Annotated in this window: 20 protein-coding genes and 1 tRNA gene; 11 read left to right on the top strand and 10 right to left on the bottom strand. The window is 73.8% G+C overall.

Features of this window, described 5'->3' with window-relative positions; all coding sequences use genetic code 11:
* Positions 1 to 167 precede the first annotated feature (167 nt).
* Together sepX and ACWCHM_RS23975 are read left to right on the top strand one after the other, a co-directional pair.
* On the top strand, positions 168 to 1,007 hold the full coding sequence (sepX, locus tag ACWCHM_RS23980) for a divisome protein SepX/GlpR (protein WP_454219917.1): 840 nt from the start codon (positions 168 to 170) through the stop codon (positions 1,005 to 1,007).
* 276 nt (positions 1,008 to 1,283) lie between these two features.
* A tRNA-Ala gene (locus ACWCHM_RS23975) sits at positions 1,284 to 1,360 on the top strand.
* A gap of 67 nt (positions 1,361 to 1,427) precedes the next feature.
* On the opposite strand, the gene ACWCHM_RS23970 is transcribed toward ACWCHM_RS23975, so the two are convergent.
* From ACWCHM_RS23970 to ACWCHM_RS23945, 6 genes are all read right to left on the bottom strand, one after another.
* A complete protein-coding gene (locus ACWCHM_RS23970) occupies positions 1,428 to 2,303 on the bottom strand; it encodes a S1 family peptidase (protein WP_454219915.1) in 876 nt (291 codons plus the stop codon).
* Positions 2,304 to 2,450: 147 nt separating this feature from the next.
* The gene (locus tag ACWCHM_RS23965) at positions 2,451 to 3,479 is read right to left on the bottom strand and encodes a hypothetical protein (RefSeq protein WP_454219913.1); all 1,029 of its coding nucleotides are present in this window, start codon (positions 3,477 to 3,479) and stop codon (positions 2,451 to 2,453) included.
* A gap of 52 nt (positions 3,480 to 3,531) precedes the next feature.
* Positions 3,532 to 4,188 carry a 4'-phosphopantetheinyl transferase family protein gene (locus ACWCHM_RS23960; protein WP_204961931.1) on the bottom strand — a complete coding sequence of 219 codons (657 nt, stop codon included), beginning with the start codon at positions 4,186 to 4,188 and terminating at the stop codon, positions 3,532 to 3,534.
* Between the two features lie 163 nt (positions 4,189 to 4,351).
* The gene (locus ACWCHM_RS23955; RefSeq protein WP_454223171.1) at positions 4,352 to 5,125 is read right to left on the bottom strand and encodes a peptidase; all 774 of its coding nucleotides are present in this window, start codon (positions 5,123 to 5,125) and stop codon (positions 4,352 to 4,354) included.
* A complete protein-coding gene (locus ACWCHM_RS23950; RefSeq protein WP_454219911.1) occupies positions 5,125 to 6,408 on the bottom strand; it encodes a VWA domain-containing protein in 1,284 nt (427 codons plus the stop codon). Before ACWCHM_RS23950 ends, ACWCHM_RS23955 begins: the two co-directional genes overlap by 1 nt.
* A gap of 587 nt (positions 6,409 to 6,995) precedes the next feature.
* Positions 6,996 to 8,774, bottom strand: a complete 1,779-nt coding sequence (locus tag ACWCHM_RS23945) for a dolichyl-phosphate-mannose--protein mannosyltransferase (protein ID WP_454219909.1) — start codon at positions 8,772 to 8,774, stop codon at positions 6,996 to 6,998.
* 92 nt (positions 8,775 to 8,866) lie between these two features.
* Here ACWCHM_RS23945 and rsmI point away from each other — a divergent pair, with 92 nt between their 5' ends.
* On the top strand, positions 8,867 to 9,706 hold the full coding sequence (gene rsmI, locus ACWCHM_RS23940; RefSeq protein WP_239486459.1) for a 16S rRNA (cytidine(1402)-2'-O)-methyltransferase: 840 nt from the start codon (positions 8,867 to 8,869) through the stop codon (positions 9,704 to 9,706).
* A 13-nt stretch (positions 9,707 to 9,719) separates the two neighbouring features.
* Here rsmI and ACWCHM_RS23935 read toward each other — a convergent pair whose 3' ends face one another.
* A complete protein-coding gene (locus ACWCHM_RS23935) occupies positions 9,720 to 10,586 on the bottom strand; it encodes a hypothetical protein (protein ID WP_454219907.1) in 867 nt (288 codons plus the stop codon).
* A gap of 143 nt (positions 10,587 to 10,729) precedes the next feature.
* Between ACWCHM_RS23935 and metG the strand changes: the two genes are divergently transcribed.
* Entirely contained in the window at positions 10,730 to 12,532 is a 1,803-nt protein-coding gene (gene metG / locus ACWCHM_RS23930) for a methionine--tRNA ligase (protein ID WP_454219905.1), read from the top strand.
* Between the two features lie 51 nt (positions 12,533 to 12,583).
* Here the strand turns inward: metG and ACWCHM_RS23925 are convergent, their stop codons facing one another.
* A complete protein-coding gene (locus ACWCHM_RS23925; protein WP_204961936.1) occupies positions 12,584 to 13,435 on the bottom strand; it encodes an alpha/beta fold hydrolase in 852 nt (283 codons plus the stop codon).
* Between the two features lie 65 nt (positions 13,436 to 13,500).
* Entirely contained in the window at positions 13,501 to 14,745 is a 1,245-nt protein-coding gene (locus ACWCHM_RS23920; RefSeq protein ID WP_454219903.1) for a hypothetical protein, read from the bottom strand.
* 108 nt (positions 14,746 to 14,853) lie between these two features.
* Here ACWCHM_RS23920 and ACWCHM_RS23915 point away from each other — a divergent pair, with 108 nt between their 5' ends.
* The 7 genes from ACWCHM_RS23915 to ACWCHM_RS23885 all read left to right on the top strand — a co-directional run bounded on the left by ACWCHM_RS23915 (position 14,854) and on the right by ACWCHM_RS23885 (position 20,910).
* Positions 14,854 to 15,753 carry a TatD family hydrolase gene (locus tag ACWCHM_RS23915; protein WP_204961938.1) on the top strand — a complete coding sequence of 300 codons (900 nt, stop codon included), beginning with the start codon at positions 14,854 to 14,856 and terminating at the stop codon, positions 15,751 to 15,753.
* Positions 15,754 to 15,785: 32 nt separating this feature from the next.
* Positions 15,786 to 16,655 (top strand): 16S rRNA (adenine(1518)-N(6)/adenine(1519)-N(6))-dimethyltransferase RsmA, encoded by an 870-nt coding sequence (gene rsmA, locus ACWCHM_RS23910; protein WP_454219901.1) that lies wholly within the window; start codon positions 15,786 to 15,788, stop codon positions 16,653 to 16,655.
* A gap of 9 nt (positions 16,656 to 16,664) precedes the next feature.
* The gene (locus tag ACWCHM_RS23905) at positions 16,665 to 16,805 is read left to right on the top strand and encodes a hypothetical protein (protein ID WP_204961940.1); all 141 of its coding nucleotides are present in this window, start codon (positions 16,665 to 16,667) and stop codon (positions 16,803 to 16,805) included.
* Complete coding sequence (locus ACWCHM_RS23900) at positions 16,802 to 17,755, top strand: 4-(cytidine 5'-diphospho)-2-C-methyl-D-erythritol kinase (protein WP_204961941.1); 954 nt, start codon at positions 16,802 to 16,804, stop codon at positions 17,753 to 17,755. The genes ACWCHM_RS23905 and ACWCHM_RS23900 overlap by 4 nt, the downstream gene beginning before the upstream one ends.
* 238 nt (positions 17,756 to 17,993) lie before the next feature.
* The gene (locus ACWCHM_RS23895; RefSeq protein WP_454219898.1) at positions 17,994 to 19,796 is read left to right on the top strand and encodes an ABC-F family ATP-binding cassette domain-containing protein; all 1,803 of its coding nucleotides are present in this window, start codon (positions 17,994 to 17,996) and stop codon (positions 19,794 to 19,796) included.
* A gap of 89 nt (positions 19,797 to 19,885) precedes the next feature.
* Positions 19,886 to 20,341 (top strand): DUF4383 domain-containing protein, encoded by a 456-nt coding sequence (locus tag ACWCHM_RS23890; RefSeq protein WP_204961943.1) that lies wholly within the window; start codon positions 19,886 to 19,888, stop codon positions 20,339 to 20,341.
* Positions 20,342 to 20,448: 107 nt separating this feature from the next.
* Positions 20,449 to 20,910 carry a DUF4383 domain-containing protein gene (locus tag ACWCHM_RS23885; protein ID WP_421489376.1) on the top strand — a complete coding sequence of 154 codons (462 nt, stop codon included), beginning with the start codon at positions 20,449 to 20,451 and terminating at the stop codon, positions 20,908 to 20,910.
* A gap of 8 nt (positions 20,911 to 20,918) precedes the next feature.
* Here the strand turns inward: ACWCHM_RS23885 and ACWCHM_RS23880 are convergent, their stop codons facing one another.
* On the bottom strand, positions 20,919 to 21,608 hold the full coding sequence (locus ACWCHM_RS23880; protein WP_454223169.1) for a TetR family transcriptional regulator: 690 nt from the start codon (positions 21,606 to 21,608) through the stop codon (positions 20,919 to 20,921).
* Positions 21,609 to 21,644 lie beyond the last annotated feature (36 nt).

Below are 21,644 nucleotides of genomic sequence, written 5' to 3'. Positions count from 1 at the left end.
CGTGGGATGCGGCGCGGCGTGTCGGCATCCCGGTCGGTGGCCCGTAACCTCAAGTAACTGCAAGCTGTGGCAAGCGCTGCTCGGCTGCAGGATCTGCGCCCAGGGCGAGATTTCGGGGAAGATCCTGCTGTCGACCGGCGGGTGCCCCGAATTCGGTGACGGGAGGGGTGAGGGTGCCGACCTCGGTGCTCCTCGCCGTCCTCGCCGCCGCCGGTCTGCTCGCCCTCGCGCCGGCCCTGGTCCGTCGGTACGACGCCACCGAGCGGCTGGTGGCGGAGCGGGCGCAGTCGACGGCGCGGGTGCTCCAGCGCCGTCGGCGACGTCGTACTGTCCCCGGGAGGCGGCCGGTCAACCAGCCCCGGGCGCTCGTGGTCACCCTGGCCGAGGACGCCGCCACCGGAAGTCTGGCGGTCCCGGTCTCCGCGCCCCCGGCCCCCGGCCGCCGGGCTGCGCCGTCGGCCACCGCCCGTGGTGTCGCCCAGCCGGCTACCGCTCGCCGTTCCGGCCGGCTGTGGGCCGTGCCGCCCGCCCCCCGGCAGGCCCGCCGCCGCCCGCCCCGGCACCACACCCCGGCCGTCTACCGGCGGCGTCGGGTGCTCGCCGCGCTGCTACTGCTCAACTTCGTCGAGCTGGTGGGCGTGATCGTGGTCAGCCCCGGTTTCTGGATCAGCTTCTCGGTCACCGCCGGCCTGCTCGCAGTGTACGTCGTACACCTGCGGCGGCGGGCGCTGGCCGAGCGGCGTCGGCGGCGGCTGCGCGCCCGGGAGGCCGCCTGGCTGGCCGCCCGGCAGGCCGAGGTACGCCGGGAACAGGCCCGTCGGGCGGCGGCCCGACGGGAGGCGCAGCGCCGCCTGGCCGCGCAACGCGAGGCGGTACGCCGTACCGCGATGGGCCTGGACCGGCCGACCGACCTGCCGGCGGCGGCCAGCGGGGGCGGCTCGGTGTCCTACCGCCGCTCCGGCGGCCTGCGCGGCCGCCCCTACCAGTCCGGCCGGGATTCCCGCTGACCTCGCCTCCGGGCTGACCGTCCCGGTGATCGGCCCGCCCGGGCGGGTGTCCGGGTGATCGGTCCGCCCGTCGGGGTGTCCCGATGATCGACTCCCGTGGCCGGAACGGCGGTGTCCGGGCGGTCGGATGCCGCTAGCTGGGCGCACGGGCGCGGGTGGCACCTCGGGCCCGCCGGGCGGGAGGGGTGATTCGCCCGGCGGGCGGGTGGGCTGTTAGTCTTGGCGCCGGCCCGCCCGGTGAAAGCCGGGTGGGACCGAAGCCGGTCCACCGGCGGAGGGGCTGTGGCGCAGTCCGGTAGCGCACCTCGTTCGCATCGAGGGGGTCAGGGGTTCGAATCCCCTCAGCTCCACCAGGAAGTTCATGATCCAGGGCGGGTCTCCCGGGCGGGAGACCCGCCCTGGATCATTTCTTGGGGTCGCTCAGGGGAGGGTGACGCCGTAGGCGGCGAGGATCTCGGCGACCGGCTGGTAGTAGGTGCTGCCACCGCTGGTGCAGTTGCCGCTGCCACCGGAGAGGATGCCGATGATCACCCCGGTCGCGGCGACGTAGAGCGGGCCGCCGCTGTCGCCCGGTTCGGCGCAGATGTTGGTGCGGATCAGCCCGGTGACGCTGCCCTCGGCGTAGTTGACCGTCTGGTTGAGGGCGGTCACGGTGCCGCACCGTACGCCGGTGGTGGACCCGCTGCGGCACACCGCCTGCCCGACGTACGCGGTGCCGACGGCGTTGACGGTGAGCAGGCCGGGGTAGGTGTAGACGGCACTCGGGTGGCTGACCCTGCCGGTGTAGCGGACCAGGCCGTAGTCGTTGACCGGGAAGCTGCTGCCGGTACGGGTGCCCAGTACGGCCGTCTGACCGCTGTCGGCGTACCAGGTGGTCGCGGCGGCGGTGCAGTGGCCGGCGGTGAGGAAGTACCAGGTGCTGCCGCTGTGCACGTTCGCGCCGAGTGAGCACCGGGCGCCGCCACCGTAGATGCTCTGCCCACCGGCGATGAGGATGCGCAGCCGGCCGGGTTCGCGGCGTAGGTCGGCGTCGACCCGCGCGGTGAGGTCGCGCAGCACGCGTAGCTGCTCCGGTGTGACGGTGTCGTCGACGGTGAGCGTCGGCCGTCCGGTCGTCGGGTCCGGACCCCAGGCGGTGCCGACCGTCCGTACCTGTGCCAGCTCCGCCGCGGCGGTCGGGCCGCCGAGGTCCGCCCGGGTGGCGGCGGGCCGGTCGACGTCGGGGTGCGCGGCGGCCGGGGTCGCCGGCAACAGGGTGACGGTCAGGGCCAGGGCGACGAGCGAGAGACGACGCATCCCCCACCTCCAAATCGATCGCTGATGGTCGATGCGTCAAGCATCCGCCGGTGCCGGATCCGATTCAAGGCACGGCAGCGATCCCGACCCCGCGACGCGAACGGGCCGGCCCCCGGTGGGGGGACCGGCCCGTCGGCGGATCGGCGATCAGGGCTTCCAGGAGCCGGCCGCCTTGAACTTGTGCTGGTACTCGACCACGCCGTTCTTGTCGGCCACGTCGAACACCACCGAGCCGGAACGCTTGCTGCCGGCCGGGATGCCGCTACCCGAGTCGAGCAGGTCCCCACCGCAGCCGGAGAACGCGCCGGCCAGGCCGTTCACCGTGGTCCCGTCGTCGGCCACCCACTGGAAGTAGAACGGGTTGATCGACGAGGTGCCCTTGGTCACCGTGGCGGTGACGTCGGCGATCAGGTAGAAGCCCTTGTTCGGCGGCGGCGCGTACGAGCGGCAGCCCTTGGTCGAGGTGCTGAAGCTCCGGACGGTGATCTCGATGGTGCCGTCGTTGTCGCTGATCACCAGCGTCTGCCCGGCCTTGAGGTTGAACGACTCGTCGGTGGACGACGGCGCCGCCGACGGCGGGTCACCGGGCAGCCCCGGTGCCGCCGTGACGCCGGGGGTGGGCGGCGAGGGATCGAACTCCCCGGCCGCCTCGTCGGCCTTGTCGCCGCCGGCGACCGCCAGGGCGATGATGCCGCCGCAGCAGAGCAGCACCACCAGGGCGACCACGAGGCCGACGACGATCCAGACGTTCTTGTTCGACGAACCGGCCGGCTTCGCCGGACCCAGCGGGTAGCCGGGCCCGCCGGGCGGCGGCGGATAGCCCCCACCGGGCGGCGGATAGCCCCCGCCGGGCGGCGGCGGATAACCCCCGGCGGGCGGTGGGTACCCGCCACCGGGCGGCGGCGGATAGCCCCCACCGGACACCGGTGGGTAGCCCGCGCCCGACACCGGCGGATAGCCGGCCCCGGAGACCGGCGGGGTGCCCCCGGGCTCGTACGACGGCTGCGGTGCCCCCGACACCGGCGGCGGCGCGTACGGCGACGGCGGGGCGTACGGGTCGGAGTAGGGCGGCTCGGGGACCGGGGGCGGTGGGGCGGTCGGGTCGACCGGGTAGTACTGCCCGGGGGGCTGCTGGTGCGGGTCCTGCGGCCCGTAGGGGGGCTGGGGCTGGTTCACCGTACTCCTCGTTCGACGGTCGGCACTCGGGGAAGCTGGGCGGCGGCAACGGTCAGGGCAGGTGCAGCACGGCTGCGGTGCGGACCAGGTCGTCCTCGACCGCGAACCGGCCGGTGACCACGGTGGGCGGGTCCGCCACGGTGGCCGCCGAGACCCGGGCCGGGTCGATCCGGGCGGTGAACACCCCTGCGTCCGGGTCCAGGTCGACGCTGGCGTCCAGGAAGTCCAACCAGGAGCCCACCACCGGATGCCAGACCTTGTAGACGGTCTCCTTGGCGCTGAACACCACGATCGGCCAGTTCACCCCGCCGGGGAGCCGGGCCAGCCGGTCCTCCTCCTCGGGGTGCAGGATCATCCGGCGTACCCCCGGGTTGAGGTCGCGTTGCCGTTCGGCGTCCATGCCGACCGCGCGCAGGTCGGCGCGGCGGGCGACGGCGGCGGCGCAGTAGTCCCGGGTGTGCGTGATGGTGCCGACCAGCCCGTCCGGCCAGACCGGTGCCCGGTTCGGTGCGGCGGGGACCGGTGTGGCCGGCAGGCCGAGGGCGGTCATCGCCCGCCGGGCGCAGACCCGACCGGCGGTGAAGTCCCGCCGTCGGCGCTCCACCGCCCGCTCGCCCAGCCCGGCCCGTTCCTCCGGGAGCAGCTCACCGACCCAGTCGGCGGTCCCGGCGACCGCCACCGAGACGGCCGCCGGCAGCAGGTCACGCATCAACCCACCCCTTTCCGGTACGACCACGCCCGGTCCGCCCGGCGCGCGCAACGGCCATGGCTGGTGAACGTACCGCAAGCGGGCGACACCGCAGGGCCCCTCGGCGGCCCGGTGCCGTCCGGCGCGGCGGTGGCCACGCCGAGGGGACCGGGCACCGGGTGGGTCAGGGGCGGCGGGGCCGGCGGGTCAGCGCGAAACCGACCACCCCGGCGACGGCGGCGAGTGCGCCACCGACGGTGCTCCACGCCCAGCGTGAGCCGAGCGCGGGCAGCCAGTCGCCGTCGAACCAGTCGTCGTCGGCCTCGGCGGGGGCCGCCGCCGGGTCGCCGGTCAGCACCGCGCCGGCCCTGGTGTTCGGCACCAGCGGCGCCTTCAGCTCACCGTCGTCGCGGGAGCCCTCGCCCGCTGCCGAGAGCATCAGTTCCACGTCGACCGGCTGGCCCAGGTCGGGTTCGGGCAGGTCGGTCACCGACAGCCGGACGTAGTAGGTGCCGGGCAGCGGGTCGGCCGACCAGGGCTCCGCCCAGGAGCGCACCTGCCGCAGCGTGCAGCCCAGCGCCACGCTGCCCGCCGAGGCCGCCACCGTCGGGGTCTGCGCCCCGGCCGTGCACGCCTGCCGGCGGCGCAGCCCGTCGAACACCTCGACCGTCCAGGTGGACGCGCCGGTGCGGGCCTTGGGCAGCGACACCGTCGCGGTGATCTCGTGCCGTTGCCCGGCCGAGGCGGGGAACGACCAGTACAGGAAGTCACCTGTGGAGGCGTCGACCCGGACCGGTTGGCCGGCGGTGATGCCGGTGGCGGTCAGGAACGACGTCCCGGCCCGGGTGACCGGGGTGGCCCCGGGGGAGGGGGTGGGCGCGGCCGTGGCCGGGGCGGCGAGCAGGGTCAGGCCGGCGGCGGCCAGCGCCGCACCGCCCCGGATGATCGGGGTACGCATCAGTTCGTCCTCCACGTCGCCACCCACCAGCGGGTGAGCAGTCCGACGACCAGGCCGGTGACCAGGCCGGCCAGGGTGAGCAGGAGCAGCAGCACCCAGCCGCGCCCCAGGTCCGGCGCGGCCGGTGCGGGTGACGAGGCGACCACGTCGATGGTCAGCTCGACCGGCATGCCGGGTTCGGCCCGGGTTCCCGGACGCGGCGCGAAGGCGTTGCTGACCACCAGGCAGACCGTGGTGGCCGGCACCGGCGCGTCGGTGGCCGACGGGCTCGGCGAGGCCCCGTCGTCCTCCGTCGGCGACCAGCGCAGCCCCGCCGACACCACGTCGGTACGGCCGCTGCCGGCGTCGACGCCCCGGACCAGTTCCCGCCCGTCGGTGGCGGTGGCCCGCAGCAGCACCGCGTGGTCGGGGTTCACCGGGCGGTCCAGCGCCACGCTGACCGAGGCCCGCAACTCCTGGCCCGGCCGGACCGGCACCCGGTACCACCGGTGCTCGGAGAACGCCTCCCGGTCGGCGTAGACGCCGGGGGCGAGCAGCGGCGCGTCCGGGCACGCGCCCCGGCCGGTGACGACGGTGGGGGCGGCGGTGTAGGTGTCCTTCGCCCGTTCGACGAGCTGCTTGATCCGGCCGGTCAGCTCGTCGGCGCTCTGTGCCGCCGTGTAGGTGCCGCCGGTGGCGGTGGCGATGCAGAGCAGTTGCTTGCGGACCTTGGCGTCCGGGGCCAGGCCGAGCGTGTCGACCACCAGTTTGGTGCCCTGCGCGGCCAGTTCCCGGGCCACCTCGCACGGGTCGGGTGGGGCACAGGTGTCCTCGCCGTCGGTGATCAGCACGATCCGGCGGGCGGTCGTGCCGGTGCCGAGGTCCCGGGCGGCGGACCGCAGGGCCAGCCCGACCGGGGTGAAGCCGGTCGGGCGCAGCGTGGCCACGGCCGCCTTGGCCGCCGTCCGGTCCACCGGCCCGACCGGCACGATCTGCTGGGTGTCCAGGCAGCCCTGTTTCTTGTCCTCGCCCCGGTAGGTCGCGCCGAGCACCCGGATGCCGAGCTGGGTCTCCTCGGGCAGCGCGTCGACCACCTCGTTGAACGCCTGCTGGGCGACCGAGATCCGGCTGCGTCCGTCGATGTCGTTGGCCCGCATCGAACCGCTCACGTCGAGCACCAGCTCGACCTTGGGCGGCTCGGTGGGCTCCTCGCCTTCGGCGCGGGCGGGTGCGGGGCCGGTCAGCGTGGTCGCCGCCAACACTCCGATCAGGACGGCCGTTGATCGTCGTCTCGTGTTGATCACCGGGCGAAGTGTAGTGAGATCCACAGTGGAGATTCATCGGGGTGCGCGGCACGGCGCGAGTCTCGACGACGGGATTCCACGACAGGTGGGGCCGGTGGGGCGGCGGGAGCGCGGGTGGTCGCTCGGGCCCGGCTCGATGACCGTCCGTTAGATGCTAGATGTAAACCATTTGCCACGCGACGCATCGGTCGGAAATCTGACCCAAGTCGACCCGTTGTGCCGGTGGCACAACGTGGTTAAGCTCTCCTTGCGCGCCCCAATCGCCCGCTTCCCCCGTGGCAGGCGATCGGGGCGCGTCCTTTTGTTCCGGCACACTCATGGGACACCTCCCGGCGTCGTCGGTCCCCACCGCCCCCGGTCGGGCCTGTGCCCCGGCGGCGCGGCACGGGCGAATCCCGCCGGCGTCGCTCCCGCGCCCGCGCCGTGTCGTGCCCGCAACCCGCGTCACGTCCACTGGGGAGCCGCGACGGACGGCGGAGGTGGGTGCGGGTGGGTGCCCCACAAGAAATCCGCCCCACCGGCTCCTGCCGGCCGGGCTCGGGACCCGGGCGGCAGGGACGGTGGGGCGGGAAGCGGATGCGGGCCGGTCAGATCCAGCGGCCGTCCAGCCACATCCGGGCGGACCAGTCGTCATACGGCAGGATGTTGCCCACGAAGATCGGGTAGAAGTAGGCGAAACAGAGCGCCACCAGCAGCACGTACGCGCCGACGATGACCCCGCCGACCAGTCGCCGGTCGGCCAGTTGCTCCGCCGCCGCGTCAGCCTCCGCGACGACCACGACGGCCTTCGGCTCGGCCGGCTCGCCGGTGTCGGGTGTGGTGCCGTCGCGCGCCGTGCCGTCCGGTGCGGTGCCGGTCCGGCCGGCCGGGGCGGCACGCTCGGGCACGGTGGGGGTGGCGATCGCGCCGAGCACGTACACCACGCACAGCACCAGGAACGGCAGCGCCGGGGCGGCGTAGAAGGAGAACATCGTCCGGCCGTCGAGGGCGTACCAGAACCAGGGCAGCAGGCCGGCGGCCACGGCCACCAGGAACGCCCCGGCCCGCCAGTCGCGGCGCGCGATGCCGAGCCAGAGTGTGGCGGCCAGGGCCGGCAGGAACGACCACCAGAGCAGCGGCGTGCCCAGCAGCAGGATCTCCGACGCGCAGGTGGGTGCGCCGCACGCGCCGTCGCCGGACCAGTGGAACGCCACCGGCCGGCCGAGCAGCAACCACTGCCACGGCCAGGACTGGTACTTGTGCGCGGTCTCCAGGCCGGTATGGAACTCGAACGCCGCCTTGTGGTACTGGAACAGGTTGGTCAGCGCGCCGATGACCGGGGTGTCGCTGAGCCCTGGCACGTTCGGGTACCTGGACGCGAGCCGGTAGTAGCCCTGGTCGGAGAGCAGCCACCCCGACCAGGTGGCCAGGTAGGTGCCGACCACCAGCAGCCCGGCGAGCACCAGCCAGGGCAGCTCGTCCAGGAGCGCGTCGCGCCACGGCCGGCGGACCCCGACCGACCGGCGCAGACCGACCTCCCAGAGCAGGACCAGCAGCCCGAAGGCCGGTACGAACCAGATCGCGCTCCACTTCACCGCGCACGCGCAGCCGAGCAGCACCCCGGCGAGCAACCGCCACCAGGGCCAGTTCCGCCAGCCACCGGCGGGGCGACCGGCCCGGCCGGGTGCGGTCGGGTCGAGGCCGGCGTCCAACGCGCGGGCCCAGCGCCGTCGGCGGGCGTCCCGGTCGAGCACCAGCGCGCCGAAGGCGGCCAGGATGAACAGCGGAAGGAAGATGTCGAGCAGCGCGGTGCGGGAGAGCACCAGGTGGAAGCCGTCCAGGGCGAGCAGCAGGCCGGCGGCGCAGCCGAGCGTGGTGGAGCGGAACAGCCGGCGGGCGATCCGGGTGATCATCAGCACCGTGAGGATGCCGGCGATCGCCGAGCCGATCCGCCAGCCGAACTCCGGGGCGGTGGTCATCAGGTGGCCCGGCACGGAGATGTTGGTCTCCGCGTCCTGGTAGCCGAAGGCCCACTCGCCGAGCCCGATCAGCCACTTGCCCAGCGGCGGGTGGACCACGTACGACGGGCCGTTGTCCTTGTAGTTCCACTCGACGCCCTTGTCGATCAGGCCGTAGCCGTCGCGGGCGTAGTAGATCTCGTCGAAGATCTTGCCCTTGGGGCTGCTCAGCCCGAGCAGCCGCAGGACGGCGGCGATCGTCACCACGACGGCGGTGGCGATCCACGAGTTCACGTCGAGCCGGGACTCGACGGTGGCGAGTCGTCGCCTGACGATCGCCGGCACGCCGCCCCCTCCGGCCTCGGGAGGGGGTGCCTCCGGGTCGGTCCGGTCCGCGCTCGCACTCTGTGCTGTCGACGCACTCGTCACCCGGCGATCGTAGGCTGCGAAGGTGCCCGGTGGCGCCCGTCGTCCCCGAGATTGGTACGAGTATCGATGAAGGAGCGCGTCACGTGGGTGAAATGTCCGAGATCGGGCGCCTGATTCTGCTCGGCGCGCCGCTGGGCAACCCCGCCGACGCGTCCCCCCGGCTGCGCGACGTCCTCACCACCGCCGACGTGGTCGCCGCCGAGGACACCCGCCGGCTCGCCCGGCTCGCCCGCGACCTCGACGTCACCGTGGCGGGGCGGATCGTCTCCTACTTCGAGGGCAACGAGGAACGGCGCACCCCCGAACTGGTCGACGTGCTCCGGGAGGGACACCTGGTCGCGCTGGTCACCGACGGGGGCATGCCCAGCGTCTCCGACCCCGGGTACCGGCTGGTCACCGCCGCTCTCGACGCCGGGGTGCCGGTCACCGCCGCGCCCGGCCCGAGCGCCGTCACCACCGCCCTGGCCCTGTCCGGGCTGCCCTGCGACCGGTTCTGCTTCGAGGGCTTCCTGCCCCGCTCACCCGGCGGCCGGCGGGCCCGGCTGCGGGCCCTGGCCACCGAACCCCGCACCCTCGTCTTCTTCGAGGCCCCGCACCGGATCGCCGCCGCGTTGGCCGACCTGGCCGCCGCGTTCGACGCCGACCGGCCGGCCGCGCTGTGCCGGGAGCTGACCAAGACCTACGAGGAGGTCGTCCGCCGGCCGCTCGGCGAACTGGCCGAGTGGGCCGCCCGGGAGGAACCGCGCGGCGAGATCACCCTCGTCGTCGCGGGAGCGCCGCAGACCCCCGCCGAACGCCCCGACGACGACACCCTGCGGGCCCAGGTGGCCGACCGGGAGGCCGCCGGCATGTCCCGCCGGGACGCGATCAGCGACGTCGCCACCGGGTACGGGTTGCGCCGCCGGGACGTCTACGCCGTCGTGCACCGCTGAGCGGCGTCGGCGCTCACCAGGCGGCGACCAGGAAGCCCAGGGTGATCAGCACCGGCCCGGCGTAGCCGCCGCCGGTGGCCCAGCGGCGCTGCCGGGGGTCGGCCAGCCGGGTCGCCCCGGTCCACCTGACGATCCCGGCCGTGCAGCCGGCCACCGCCAGCAGGCCGAGCAGCCAGCGCAGGTGTCGGCCCACCCCGGTGTCGGCGTACGCGGTATCCGCGTCCGGCCCGGTCACCCGCGCCGGCAGGGTCGAGCCGGCGGCGGTGCGCTCGGCCGGGACCCCGCTGACCCGTACCCCGTGGGTGCGGAACCGCTCGTCGGCGGCGGTGAAGATGCCCCGGCAGCGCTGGGTCAACCCGCCGCCCGAGCAGTCGGTGACCACCACCGTGCCCGCCGTGGAGTGCCCGACGGCCAACCAGAGCGGCCCCGCGCTCACCCAGGCGAAGAACGCCGCGACCAGGCTCAACGCCAGCAGCACGGCGAGTCCCCGGATCGGGTCCGGGGCGGTCGGGGCACGGGTCGGGCGACGTCGGCGGGGGGTCCGCAGCCGCTGCTTCGGCTCCTTGCGCAGCGGGGTGCCGTCCCAGTGCACCTGTTCGATGGGCGCCCAGAAGAACCCGTCGTCGTCCGGTTTCTCCCCGTCCCGCCGGTGGGCCCGCGGCTGGCGGACCGGCACCCGCCGGGGCAGCGCGTCGACCGGCGCGCCGGTGGTCGGCTCGACCTCCACGGTCGTGTCGTCCGGGCCGGGGCCGGGTCGGGGCTGCGGCGCGACGGCCGAACCGCGCGCCACCGGGCCGTCCCCGGGACCGGGACGCGGTGGCCGCCGGGTGCCCGCCGTCGACTCGTCGTGCCCCGATCGTCTACCCGTCACGTCAGCCATTGGACACCGGGTTGCGGTCGGTGTCCGTCAGCTGACTCCGCGTGTCGTTGGGCAATTCCCGCGGACGGCGATTCGACGCCAGCGTGGCGCGGTGCCCCTATTGGTTCGCCGGCCGCCGACCCGGGTCACTAGGCTTGCTGGTCATGAGTCACGTTCTCGCCGCGGTCGCCTGGCCCTACGCCAACGGTCCGCGCCACATCGGCCACGTGTCCGGCTTCGGCGTACCCTCCGACGTCTTCGCCCGGTACATGCGGATGGCCGGTCACGACGTGCTCATGGTCTCCGGCACCGACGAGCACGGCACCCCGATCCAGGTGCAGGCCGACGCCGAGGGGGTCACCCCCCGCGAGCTGGCCGACCGGTACAACCGGGTGATCGCCGAGGACCTGCTGGCGCTGGGGCTGTCGTACGACCTGTTCACCCGCACCACCACCCGCAACCACTACGCGGTGGTGCAGGAGCTGTTCACCGGGCTGCACCGCAACGGCTACATCGTCCCCAGGGTCACCACCGGGGCGATCTCCCCGTCCACCGGGCGGACCCTGCCCGACCGCTACATCGAGGGCACCTGCCCGATCTGCGGCTACGACAGCGCCCGCGGCGACCAGTGCGACAACTGCGGCAACCAGCTCGACCCGATCGACCTGATCAACCCCAAGTCCAAGATCAACGGCGAGACGCCCGAGTTCGTGGAGACCGAGCACTTCTTCCTCGACCTGCCCGCCCTCGCCGACGCGCTGCGCCAGTGGCTGGACACCCGCGAGGGCTGGCGGCCCAACGTGCTGCGCTTCTCCCGCAACCTGCTCGACGACCTCCAGCCCCGGGCGATCACCCGGGACCTCGAATGGGGCGTGCCGATCCCGCTGGAGGGCTGGCAGGACCGCGGCGACAAGCGGATCTACGTCTGGTTCGACGCGGTGATCGGCTACCTCTCCGCGTCCATCGAGTGGGCCCGGCGCACCGGCGACCCGGACGCGTGGCGGAAGTGGTGGTCGGCCGACGGGGAGGGCAAGGACTCCCCGGGCTACTACTTCATGGGCAAGGACAACATCGTCTTCCACTCGGTGATCTGGCCGGCCCTGCTCGGCGGCTACTCCGGGGCGGGCAGCCGCGACGGCCAGCCCGGCGACCTCGGCCGGCTCAACCTGCCCACCGAGGTCGTCTCCAGCGAGTACCTGACCATGGAGGGACGCAAGTTCTCCTCCTCCCGCAAGGTGGTCATCTACGTCCGGGACTTCCTGGAGCGCTACGACGCCGACGCGCTGCGCTACTTCATCGCCGTCGCCGGCCCGGAGAGCAACGACACCGACTTCACCTGGGCCGAGTTCCTCCGCCGCAACAACGACGAACTCGTCGCCGGCTGGGGCAACCTGGTCAACCGGTCGGTCTCCATGGCGGCGAAGAACTTCGGCGCGATCCCCCCGGTCGACCCGGCCGGGCTCACCGAGGCCGACGAGGCGCTGCTCGCGGTGGCCCGCGCCGGCTTCGCCACGGTCGGCGACCTGATCGCCCGGCACCGGCAGAAGCAGGCCATCGGCGAGGCGATGAAGGTCGTCGCCGAGGCCAACAAATACCTGTCCGAGCAGGCCCCGTGGAAGCTCAAGGCCGAGGCCGACAAGCCCCGGATGGGCACCATCCTGCACGTCGCCCTCCAGGTGGTCAGCGACGCCAACACCCTGCTCACCCCGTTCCTGCCGCACTCCGCGCAGCAGATCCACGAGCTGCTCGGCGGCACCGGCGTGCACGCCCCGATGCCGGTGCTCGAAGAGGTCGACGACCTCGACGGCGGGCCGGGCTACCCGGTGCTGACCGGCGATTACACCGTCGGCGCGCGCTGGGAGTCCGTACCGCTGCCGGCCGGCCGGCCGCTCGCCGCGCCGAAACCGGTCTTCCGCAAGCTCGACCCGTCGATCGTCGACGAGGAACTCGCCCGGCTGGAGAGCTGACCGGCCGGGCGCCGGCCCCGGGGCAACCCCCGGGGCCGGCGCGGCACGACGTCAGGCGCGGGCCATCGCCGGTGCGCCGATGAACTCCATCAGCGCCCGGTTCACCTCGGTCGGGTGCGTCCACGGGATACCGTGCGGCGCCCCCTTCAGGGTGACCAGCGTCCCGTTGGGCAGCATCGACGCCAACCGCTGACCCGTCTTCGGGAACGGCAGCACGTTGTCCTTGTCGCCCTGGATGATCAGCACCGGGACGTCCATGTTCGGCACGTCGCCCCGGAAGTCGGTCTGCCAGGCGTCCACCGAGTCGTGGGTGCCCTTCGCCGACGCCTGCGCGCCGATCTGCCAGTGCGCCCGGTACGCCTCCTCGCTGACCCACTTGCCCTTGTTCTCGCTGTAGTTGAAGAACGCGTCGCAGAACTGGGTCAGGTAGGCGAACCGGTCCGCCAGGATCGCCTGCTGGAACCCCTCGAAGAGGCTCTTCTCGACGCCCTCCGGGTTGTCCTGCGTCTGCAACAGGTACGGCGCCAGCGGGGCCATCAGCACCGCCCGGTCCACCCGGCTCGACCCGTACGTGCCGAGGTAGCGGGTCACCTCACCGGTACCCATCGAATGGCCCACCAGGATCGTGTTGCGCAGGTCCAACTCGGTCATCAGCACGTCGAGGTCGGCGGCGAAGGTGTCGTAGTCGTAACCCATGGCCGGCTGGGCCGAACTGCCGAAGCCCCGCCGGTCGTAGGTGATCACCCGGTACCCGGCCGCGAGCAGCGGACCCGACATCTTCTCCCAGGTCGCCCCGTTGAACGGGAAGCCGTGGATCAGCACGATCGGCTGACCCTGCCCGTGATCCTCGTAGTACAGGTCGATGGGGGCGGAGTTCTCCGTACCCACGGTGATGAAGGGCATGCTCTTCTCCTGATCCGTCGGTGTCGGACGACCCGCGCTTTCCCCGGCCCGCCGCCGTCATGCCTTCACAGCACGTACGGCAGATCCACCACCCGGTCGTCGGTCACCTCGGCGGCCGGTGCCCACGTCTCGTACACGCCCCGTTCGTGGCACTGTGCCCCGGTGGCGACCACCGCGTCCGGATCGGGCTGCCGCAGGCGCAACCGCAGCCAGCCCGCCTCCTCCCGGAGCACCAGGCACGCCACGCCCCGCCACCGGGCGTGCCGCAGCCGCCGGCTGACCGACTCCACCGGATAGCGGGCCGCCCGGGTCATCGCCAGCACCCGGAACCCGCCCGGCAGGTCCGCCACCGCCTCGTACTCGCCGCCGGCCAACCCGCCGACCAGCTGCGTCGACCGCGGCACCTCGCCGGTCGGCACGTACTCCTGGTCGGGGGAGAGCCCCGGCACCGCCGCCAGCAGGTGCCGCCACTGCGGCCCCACCATCCGCAGCCAGCCCCGCTGCTCCGCCTGGTAGCTGTAGAGCACCACCTCGACCCCCTCGGCGGGGTACGCCAGCAGGCTGGCGTTGGCGGGCATCGGCAGGTCGGCGAAGTCCCGGGTGACGAACTCCGGGATCAACTGCGCCGAACTCGGCACGAACCCCGTGCCCAGCACCGGCGGGCCGAGCCGGTCCCGGGGCGGCAACTCCAGCAGGCCCCGGTGCGCTTCGCCGACCGGCACGCCGTAGTCGCCCGGGTCGGCGGCCCGCCAGCGCAACGCGTACCCGACGTCGGTGCCGTCGCCGCTGGTGCCGTCACCGCGCAGCACCGCCAGCGCGGCCGGCGTACGCAGGTGTGCCACGTCGTACTCGCGGTAGCAGAACCCGTGCGGCAGCCACCCCCGCACGTACCCGGCGAGCTGCCGGGCGGAGAGCACCTTGACCATCCGGGTGCCCCGCCGCAGCACCGCCGAGGCGCGCACCGCGGCCAGCGTCGGATCGCCGGCCGCCGTCGGCTGCTGGCTGAGCTGGTGCACGTACGACCAGCCCCGGTCGCGGTGCACCGGCATCAGCAGCGCCGCCTCCGGCTCCTCGACCAGCGGGGTGCCTCCACGCACCTCGGTGACCTCGGTCACGTGCACGAACCGCCGCCACGGCCAACTGACGCCCGCCCGGGGCGCCCACTCGAAGCCGGGTGCCTCCTCGGCGCTGAACAGCTCGTAGGCCGCGCCCCGGGCCAGTTCCTCGGCCGGGTGGACCACCCCGCCGTACGTCACGCGCAACCCGGTCCGCTCGAAGGCCGCGCCGTCGGCCCGGTCGGTGACGCTCATCCGGGCGAGACTAGGCCGGCCAGATTCCGCCCCGGTGAACGTCCGGTGGCCGCCCGGGAACAGCCCACACCCGCACGGGTCGGTGCCGCCGGTGACCCCTGGTGTGTGATGCTGGCCGCGATGACCGAACGGACCGAATCCCGCAAGCAGCGTGCCGCCCGCCGGGCCGGCGAGTTCCCGCCCGCCCCGCCGCCGCTGCCCCGTCCCGTGCTGGACAGCCACACCCACCTCGACATCACCGTCAGCGAGGCCGGCGTGCCCGGCGGGGGCGACGCCGCCGACCCGGTGGCCGCCGTGGTCGAGCTGGCCGCCACCGTCGGCGTGGACCGACTGGTGCAGGTCGGCGTGGACGTCGACTCGTCCCGTTGGGGTGCCGACGTCGCCGACCGGTACCCGGCGGTGCTCGCCACCGTGGCGCTGCACCCCAACGAGGCCCCCCGGCTGGCCGACCTGGACGCCGCGCTGCGCGAGATCGAGACGCTGGCCGCCCGGGACCGGGTCCGGGGCGTCGGCGAGACCGGGATGGACTTCTTCCGCACCGGCGACGACGGCCGGGCCGCCCAGGAGGAGAGCTTCCGCGCCCACATCGCCATCGCCAAGCGGTACGGCAAGGCCCTGGTCATCCACGACCGGGACGCCCACGCCGACGTGCTGCGCATCCTCGACGACGAGGGCGCCCCGGACACGGTGGTGCTGCACTGCTTCTCCGGCGACGCCGACTTCGCCCGCGAGTGCGTGCGCCGGGGCCACCTGCTCAGCTTCGCCGGCACGGTCACCTTCGGCAGCGCCGCCGCGCTGCGCGAGGCCGCCGCGCTCACCCCGATCGACCAGCTCCTCGTCGAGACCGACGCGCCCTACCTGACCCCGATGCCGCACCGGGGACGGCCCAACGCGTCGTACCTGATCCCGCTGACGGTCCGGTCGCTGGCCGAGACCACCGGGTTCGACCTCGACGAGCTGTGCGCCGCCATCTCCGCCACCGGCGACCGGGCCTTCGGGCCGTGGTGACCGGCCCGGACCCCGCAGCTACGCTGCGGGGCGTGACCGGCCTGCTCGGCCCGGCGGAGATCCGGGAACTCGCCGCGCGTCTCGGCGTCAACCCGACCAAGAAGCTCGGCCAGAACTTCGTGCACGACCCGAACACCGTCCGCCGGATCGTCACCGCCGCCGGGCTCACCGGAGACGACGTGGCGCTGGAGGTCGGCCCCGGGCTCGGCTCGCTCACCCTGGCCCTGCTGCCGGCCGCCGCGCACCTGCACGCGGTGGAGATCGACCCGGTGCTGGCCGGCGCGCTGCCGCAGACCGCCGCCGCCCACGCCGGCCCGGACGCCGCCCGGCTCACCGTGCACCGGGCCGACGCGCTGCGGATCACCGCCGCCGCCCTGGCCGACCCGCCGCCCACCGCGCTGGTGGCGAACCTGCCCTACAACGTGGCCGTGCCGGTGGTGCTGCACCTGCTCGCCGAGCTGCCCACCCTGCGGCACGGCCTGGTGATGGTGCAGAAGGAGGTCGCCGACCGGCTGGTCGCCGGTCCCGGTTCCAAGGTGTACGGCATCCCGTCGGTCAAGCTCGCCTGGTACGCCCGTTCCCGCTCCGCCGGCCGGGTGCCACCGAACGTGTTCTGGCCGGTGCCGAACGTCGACTCCGGACTGGTCGCCTTCACCCGCCGCGAACCGCCCCGCGACGACGTGCCCCGGCAGGCGGTCTTCGCCGTCGTCGACGCCGCGTTCGCCCAGCGCCGCAAGACCCTGCGGGCCGCCCTGGCCGGCTGGGCGGGTGGCCCCGACCGGGCCGCCGCGGCGCTCACCGCCGCCGGGGTCGACCCGGGCGCACGCGGGGAGTCACTCACCGTGGAGCAGTTCGCCGCGATCGCCGCGTCGGCTCCGACCGTCGCCACCACCGCGCAGTAGGCTGACGGCGTGCCCGCCGAGGGACACGCCGCACCTGCGCGTACGACCTGGTTGCCGGCCGGTACGCCGCCGGCCGCCGACGCCGCCGAGGAGCTGATCGTGGAGATGCCGTTCGACATCCGCCCGTGCCGGTGGGACGTCCCCCGGTGACCGAGGCCTGGCGACCGGACGACGATGACGACCAGCGTCGGGGCAGCAGCGGCCCGGTGCGGGTCCGAGTCCCCGCGAAGGTCAACCTGCACCTCGGGGTGGGCCCGTTGCGCCGGGACGGCTACCACGAGCTGAACACCGTCTACCACGCGATCTCGATCTACGACGAGTTGACCGCCCGCCGGGGCGACACCCTCACCCTCACCATGGAGGGCGAGGGTGCCGGCGAGCTGGCCCTGGACGACTCCAACCTGGCCATCCGCGCCGCCCACGCGCTCGCCGGCTACGCCGGGGTGCCGCCGCACGCCCGGCTGCACCTGCGCAAGCAGATCCCGCTCGCCGGCGGGTTGGCCGGGGGCAGCGCCGACGCCGCCGCCGCGCTGGTCGCCTGCGACGCCCTGTGGGGCACCGGGCTGTCCCGCGACGAACTGGCCGGGATCGCCGCCGACCTCGGCTCCGACGTGCCGTTCCTGATCCACGGTGGCACCGCGCTGGGCACCGGCCGGGGCGAGGCGGTCAGCCCGGTGCTGGCCCGCCCCACCTCCTGGCACTGGGTGGTGGCCGTCGCCGACGGCGGCCTGTCCACCCCCGCCGCCTACCGGGAACTCGACCGGCTGCGTGCCGCCGGCACCGCCGGCACCCCGCTGGGCAGCACCGACGGCCTGCTCGGCGCGCTGCGCCAACGCGACCCCCGGGTGCTCGCCGGCTGCCTCGGCAACGACCTGCAGGACGCCGCCCTGTCGATGCGTCCGGCCCTGGCCGACACGTTGAAGGCGGGGGAGGCGGCCGGGGCGCTCGCCGGCATCGTCTCCGGCTCCGGCCCGACCTGTGTCTTCCTCGCCCGGGACGCCGCCGACGCGCAGCGGATCGCCACCGAGGTGCAGGCCGCCGAGGTGTGCCGGGAGACCCGGGTCGCCCACGGCCCGGTGCCCGGCGCCCGCGTCGGCTGAGCCTTCCCCGGGGGTCGAGATCGACTCCCGTGGGCCGGTGTTGCGGTGTCCGGCGACCGGGAACCCGCACCGTCAGCCCCGATGAGGTGATCAACCTGCCCCGACCTGCTGTTCGAGGCGGCCCGGCCCCGGCTCCGGCACGGGCGGGTGGGGCGGCGCGGGTGTCCGCGTACCCTTGCCCCAGGCGTCCCGAGGTGCCCGCCGGCACCGGGACGCCTTGATCATGAAAGGTGGGACCGTGGCCAACATCGTCAACCTGGACCGGGTGTCCAAGGGGTACGGCGCCGCCGGGCCGCTGCTCACCGACGTCTCGCTCGGCCTCGACGACGCCGACCGGATCGGCGTGGTCGGCCTCAACGGCGCCGGCAAGTCCACCCTGCTGCGGATGCTCACCAAGCAGGAGGACCCCGACGACGGCCGGGTCACCCACCGCCGCGACCTGCGGGTGCTCTGGCTGCCGCAGGCCCTCACCCTGACCCCCGAGGCCACCGTCCGGGACGTGGTGCTCGGCACCGCCTGGCTCGCCGAGGGGATGGGCGCCGAACACGAGTGGGCCGGCGACGCCGGGGTCCGGGCCATCCTCGACGGCCTCGGCATGCCCCACCTCGGCCTCGACCAGCCGGTCGGCCCGATGTCCGGGGGCGAGCGCCGCCGGGTGGCCCTGGCCGCCCTGCTGGTCCGCGAATCCGACCTGCTCATCCTCGACGAGCCCACCAACCACCTCGACGTCGGCGGCGTCGACTGGCTCGCCCGGCACCTCGTCGGCCGCCGGGGCGCACTCGTCGTGGTCACCCACGACAGGTGGTTCCTCGACGCGGTCTGCACCACCACCTGGGAGGTCGCCGACCAGACCGTCCGGGCCTACGAGGGCGGCTTCGCCGCCTGGACGCTGGCCCGCGCCGAACGGGAACGGGTCGCCGCCGCCACCGAGGCCCGCCGGCAGAACCTGCTCCGCAAGGAGATCGCCTGGCTGCGGCGTGGCCCGCCCGCCCGCACCTCCAAGCCGAAGTTCCGCATCGACGCGGCCAACGCGCTGATCGACGACGTGCCGCCGCCGCGCGACACCATGTCGCTGCAGCGGATGGCGACCGCCCGGCTCGGCAAGCAGGTGTACGACCTGGAGCACGTCCGGTTGCACGCCGGCCCCAAGGAGATCCTGCACGACACCACCTGGCAGGTCGGCCCCGGCGACCGGATCGCGATCCTCGGGCGCAACGGGGCCGGCAAGACCACCCTGCTGCGGCTGCTCGCCGGCATCACCCGCGCCGACGGCGGCCGGTTCCACACCGGGTCCACCGTCAAGCCGGCGTTCCTCTCCCAGGAACTCGCCGAACTCCCCGGCCACCTGCGCGTCCTGGAGGCCGTCGAGGAGGTCGCCCGACGGGTGCAGCTCGGCGACCGGGAGATCTCCGCCGCCCAGCTCGCCGAGGTGTTCGGCTTCGACGACCGGCGGCTCTGGACCCCGGTCGGCGACCTCTCCGGTGGGGAACGCCGCCGGTTGCAGATGCTCCGGCTGCTCGCCGGGGAACCCAACGTGCTGCTCTTCGACGAACCCACCAACGACCTGGACACCGACACCCTCGCCGCCCTGGAGGACCTGCTCGACTCCTGGCCCGGCACGATCATCGTGGCCAGCCACGACCGGTACCTGATCGAACGGGTCACCGACGCCGCGTACGGGATGTTCGGCGACGGCCGGCTGGTGCACCTACCCGGCGGTGTCGACGAGTACCTGGCCCGCGCCGCCGGCCCGGGTCCGGCCCGCACCACGCCCGGCCCCGCCGAAAGTCCCGAGGCCCCGGCCACGGGCGGCATGTCCGCCGCCGACGCCCGGCAGGCCCGCAAGGAACTGACCCGGTTGGAACGGCAGATCGGCAAGCTCGACCAGAAGGAGGCGACCCTCCTCGACCAGCTCGCCACGCACGCCACCGACTACGCCCGGGTCGCCGACCTCGACGCTCAGCTCAAGGAGGTACGCGCCGAACGGGAACGGACCGAGGAGACCTGGCTGACCCTGGCCGAGGAGATCCCGCCCCTGTAGAGCAGGGACGACCCCGTGTGCGGCGTCACACCCCGCCGTACGGGACAATCGTCGGCGACCCTCACCCGAACGGCGTTGGAGACACAGTCATGGCCCACACCCCCGTCAACCACCCCGCGCGGCCGGTCTACCGGGCGATCGGCGGGCTCATCGGTCTCTACCTCGTGGTCTTCGGCGCGCTCGGCGTCATCGCCAGCGCCGGCAACGACATCTTCGCCCAGGACGACACCAAGGTCCTCGGCCAGGGCACCAACCTCGGGTTCTCGCTGCTGTCCGTGCTGTTCGGGGTGGTCATCCTGGTCGGCACGGTGATCGGCCGCAACCTCGACGTGGCGATCAACCAGTGGCTGGCCTACACCCTGATGGTGATCAGCCTCGCCGGCCTGGCCTTCCTCCAGACCGACGCCAACGTGGTCAACTTCAGCATCCTGACGGTGATCGTGCTGATGACCCTCAGCCTCGTCCTGCTGATGGTCGGCATGTACGGCAAGGTCGGCACCGAGGACGAGAAGGAAGCCTGGCAGAAGGCCCGCCTGGTGCTCTGACCGCTCCCGCTCGCGGGCCGGGAGGCGGCGTGACCTGGCGTTTCTCCGACGCCGGACGGCATGACGGGAGACAATCGTCCCGACACGTCGTCCGCGCAGGAGGGGCCATGGCGCACTTTCCGGTCAACCACCCGGCCCGCCCGCTGTACCGGGTCTTCGCCGGCCTCGTCGGCCTCTACATCCTGGTCTTCGGCGTGTTCGGCATCGTGCAGACCTGGGGTGAGCCGCTGTTCGCCAGGGGCAGCCACTGGGCCCTAGGGCTGCGTACCAACCTGGCGTTCTCGCTGGTCTCGGTCGTCTTCGGGGTCGTCCTGATCATCGGGGCGTCCCGGCGCGGCAACCTCGGGCACGTCATGAACCTCACCGCCGGGGTGGTCTTCATGGTCACCGGCCTCGCGATGATGAGCGTGCTCCAGACCCGCGCCAACATCCTCAACTTCTCGATGTCGACGGTGATCGTCTCGCTGCTGTTCGGCCTGCTGCTCCTCGCCACCGGCCTGTACGACAAGATCGGCACCGACGAGCACGCCGCCCGGGAACGCGCCGACCGGCTCCATCCGGCCCGCTGACCCGACGCTCAGCCACCCGGCCGTTCGGTGATCAGGCCCGGCCCCGCCTCCAGGTGCGACAACCCGTTCCAGGCCAGGTTCACCAGGTGCGCCGCCACCGTCTCCTTGCCCGGCTGGCGGACCTCCAACCACCAACGCCCGGTCAACGCCACCATCCCCACCAGCGCCTGCGAGTACAGCTCGGCCAGCTTCGGGTCGTAACCCCGGCTGGAGAACTCGGCCCCCAGGATGTGCTCCACCTGGTGCGCCACGTCGTTCATCACGCTGCTGAAGTTGCCGGCCGCCGACATCAACGGAGACTCCCGCACCAGCACCCGGAACCCGCTGGTCTCCTCCTCGATGTAGCCCAGCAGCGCCAACGCCGCCTGTTCCAGCAACTCCCGTGGGTGACCGGCGGTCAACGCCGCGGCGATCCGGTCCAGCAGGGCCCGCACCTCCCGGTCGACGACCACCGCGTACAGGCCCTCCTTGCCGCCGAAGTGCTCGTAGACCACCGGCTTGGAGACCCGGGCCCGCGCTGCCACCTCCTCGATCGAGGTCGCGTCGAAGCCCTTCTCGGCGAACACCTGCCGGCCGATCGCGATCAACTGCTCGCGCCGCTGCGCGGCCGACATCCGTACCCGCGCCGCCGGCTTCGCGCCCGCCGCCGGCACCGCCCGTCGGGTGCCGGTGTTCTCCCCAGCCGGGGGCTGCGCCATCTCGTCACCTCGCCGGCGCTCGGTGACGCCCTGTCG

The sequence above is a fragment of the Micromonospora sp. SCSIO 07396 genome (assembly GCF_053667945.1).
Note: the sequence above shows the minus strand (reverse complement) of the source record. Positions and strands in the feature narration are given on the sequence as shown.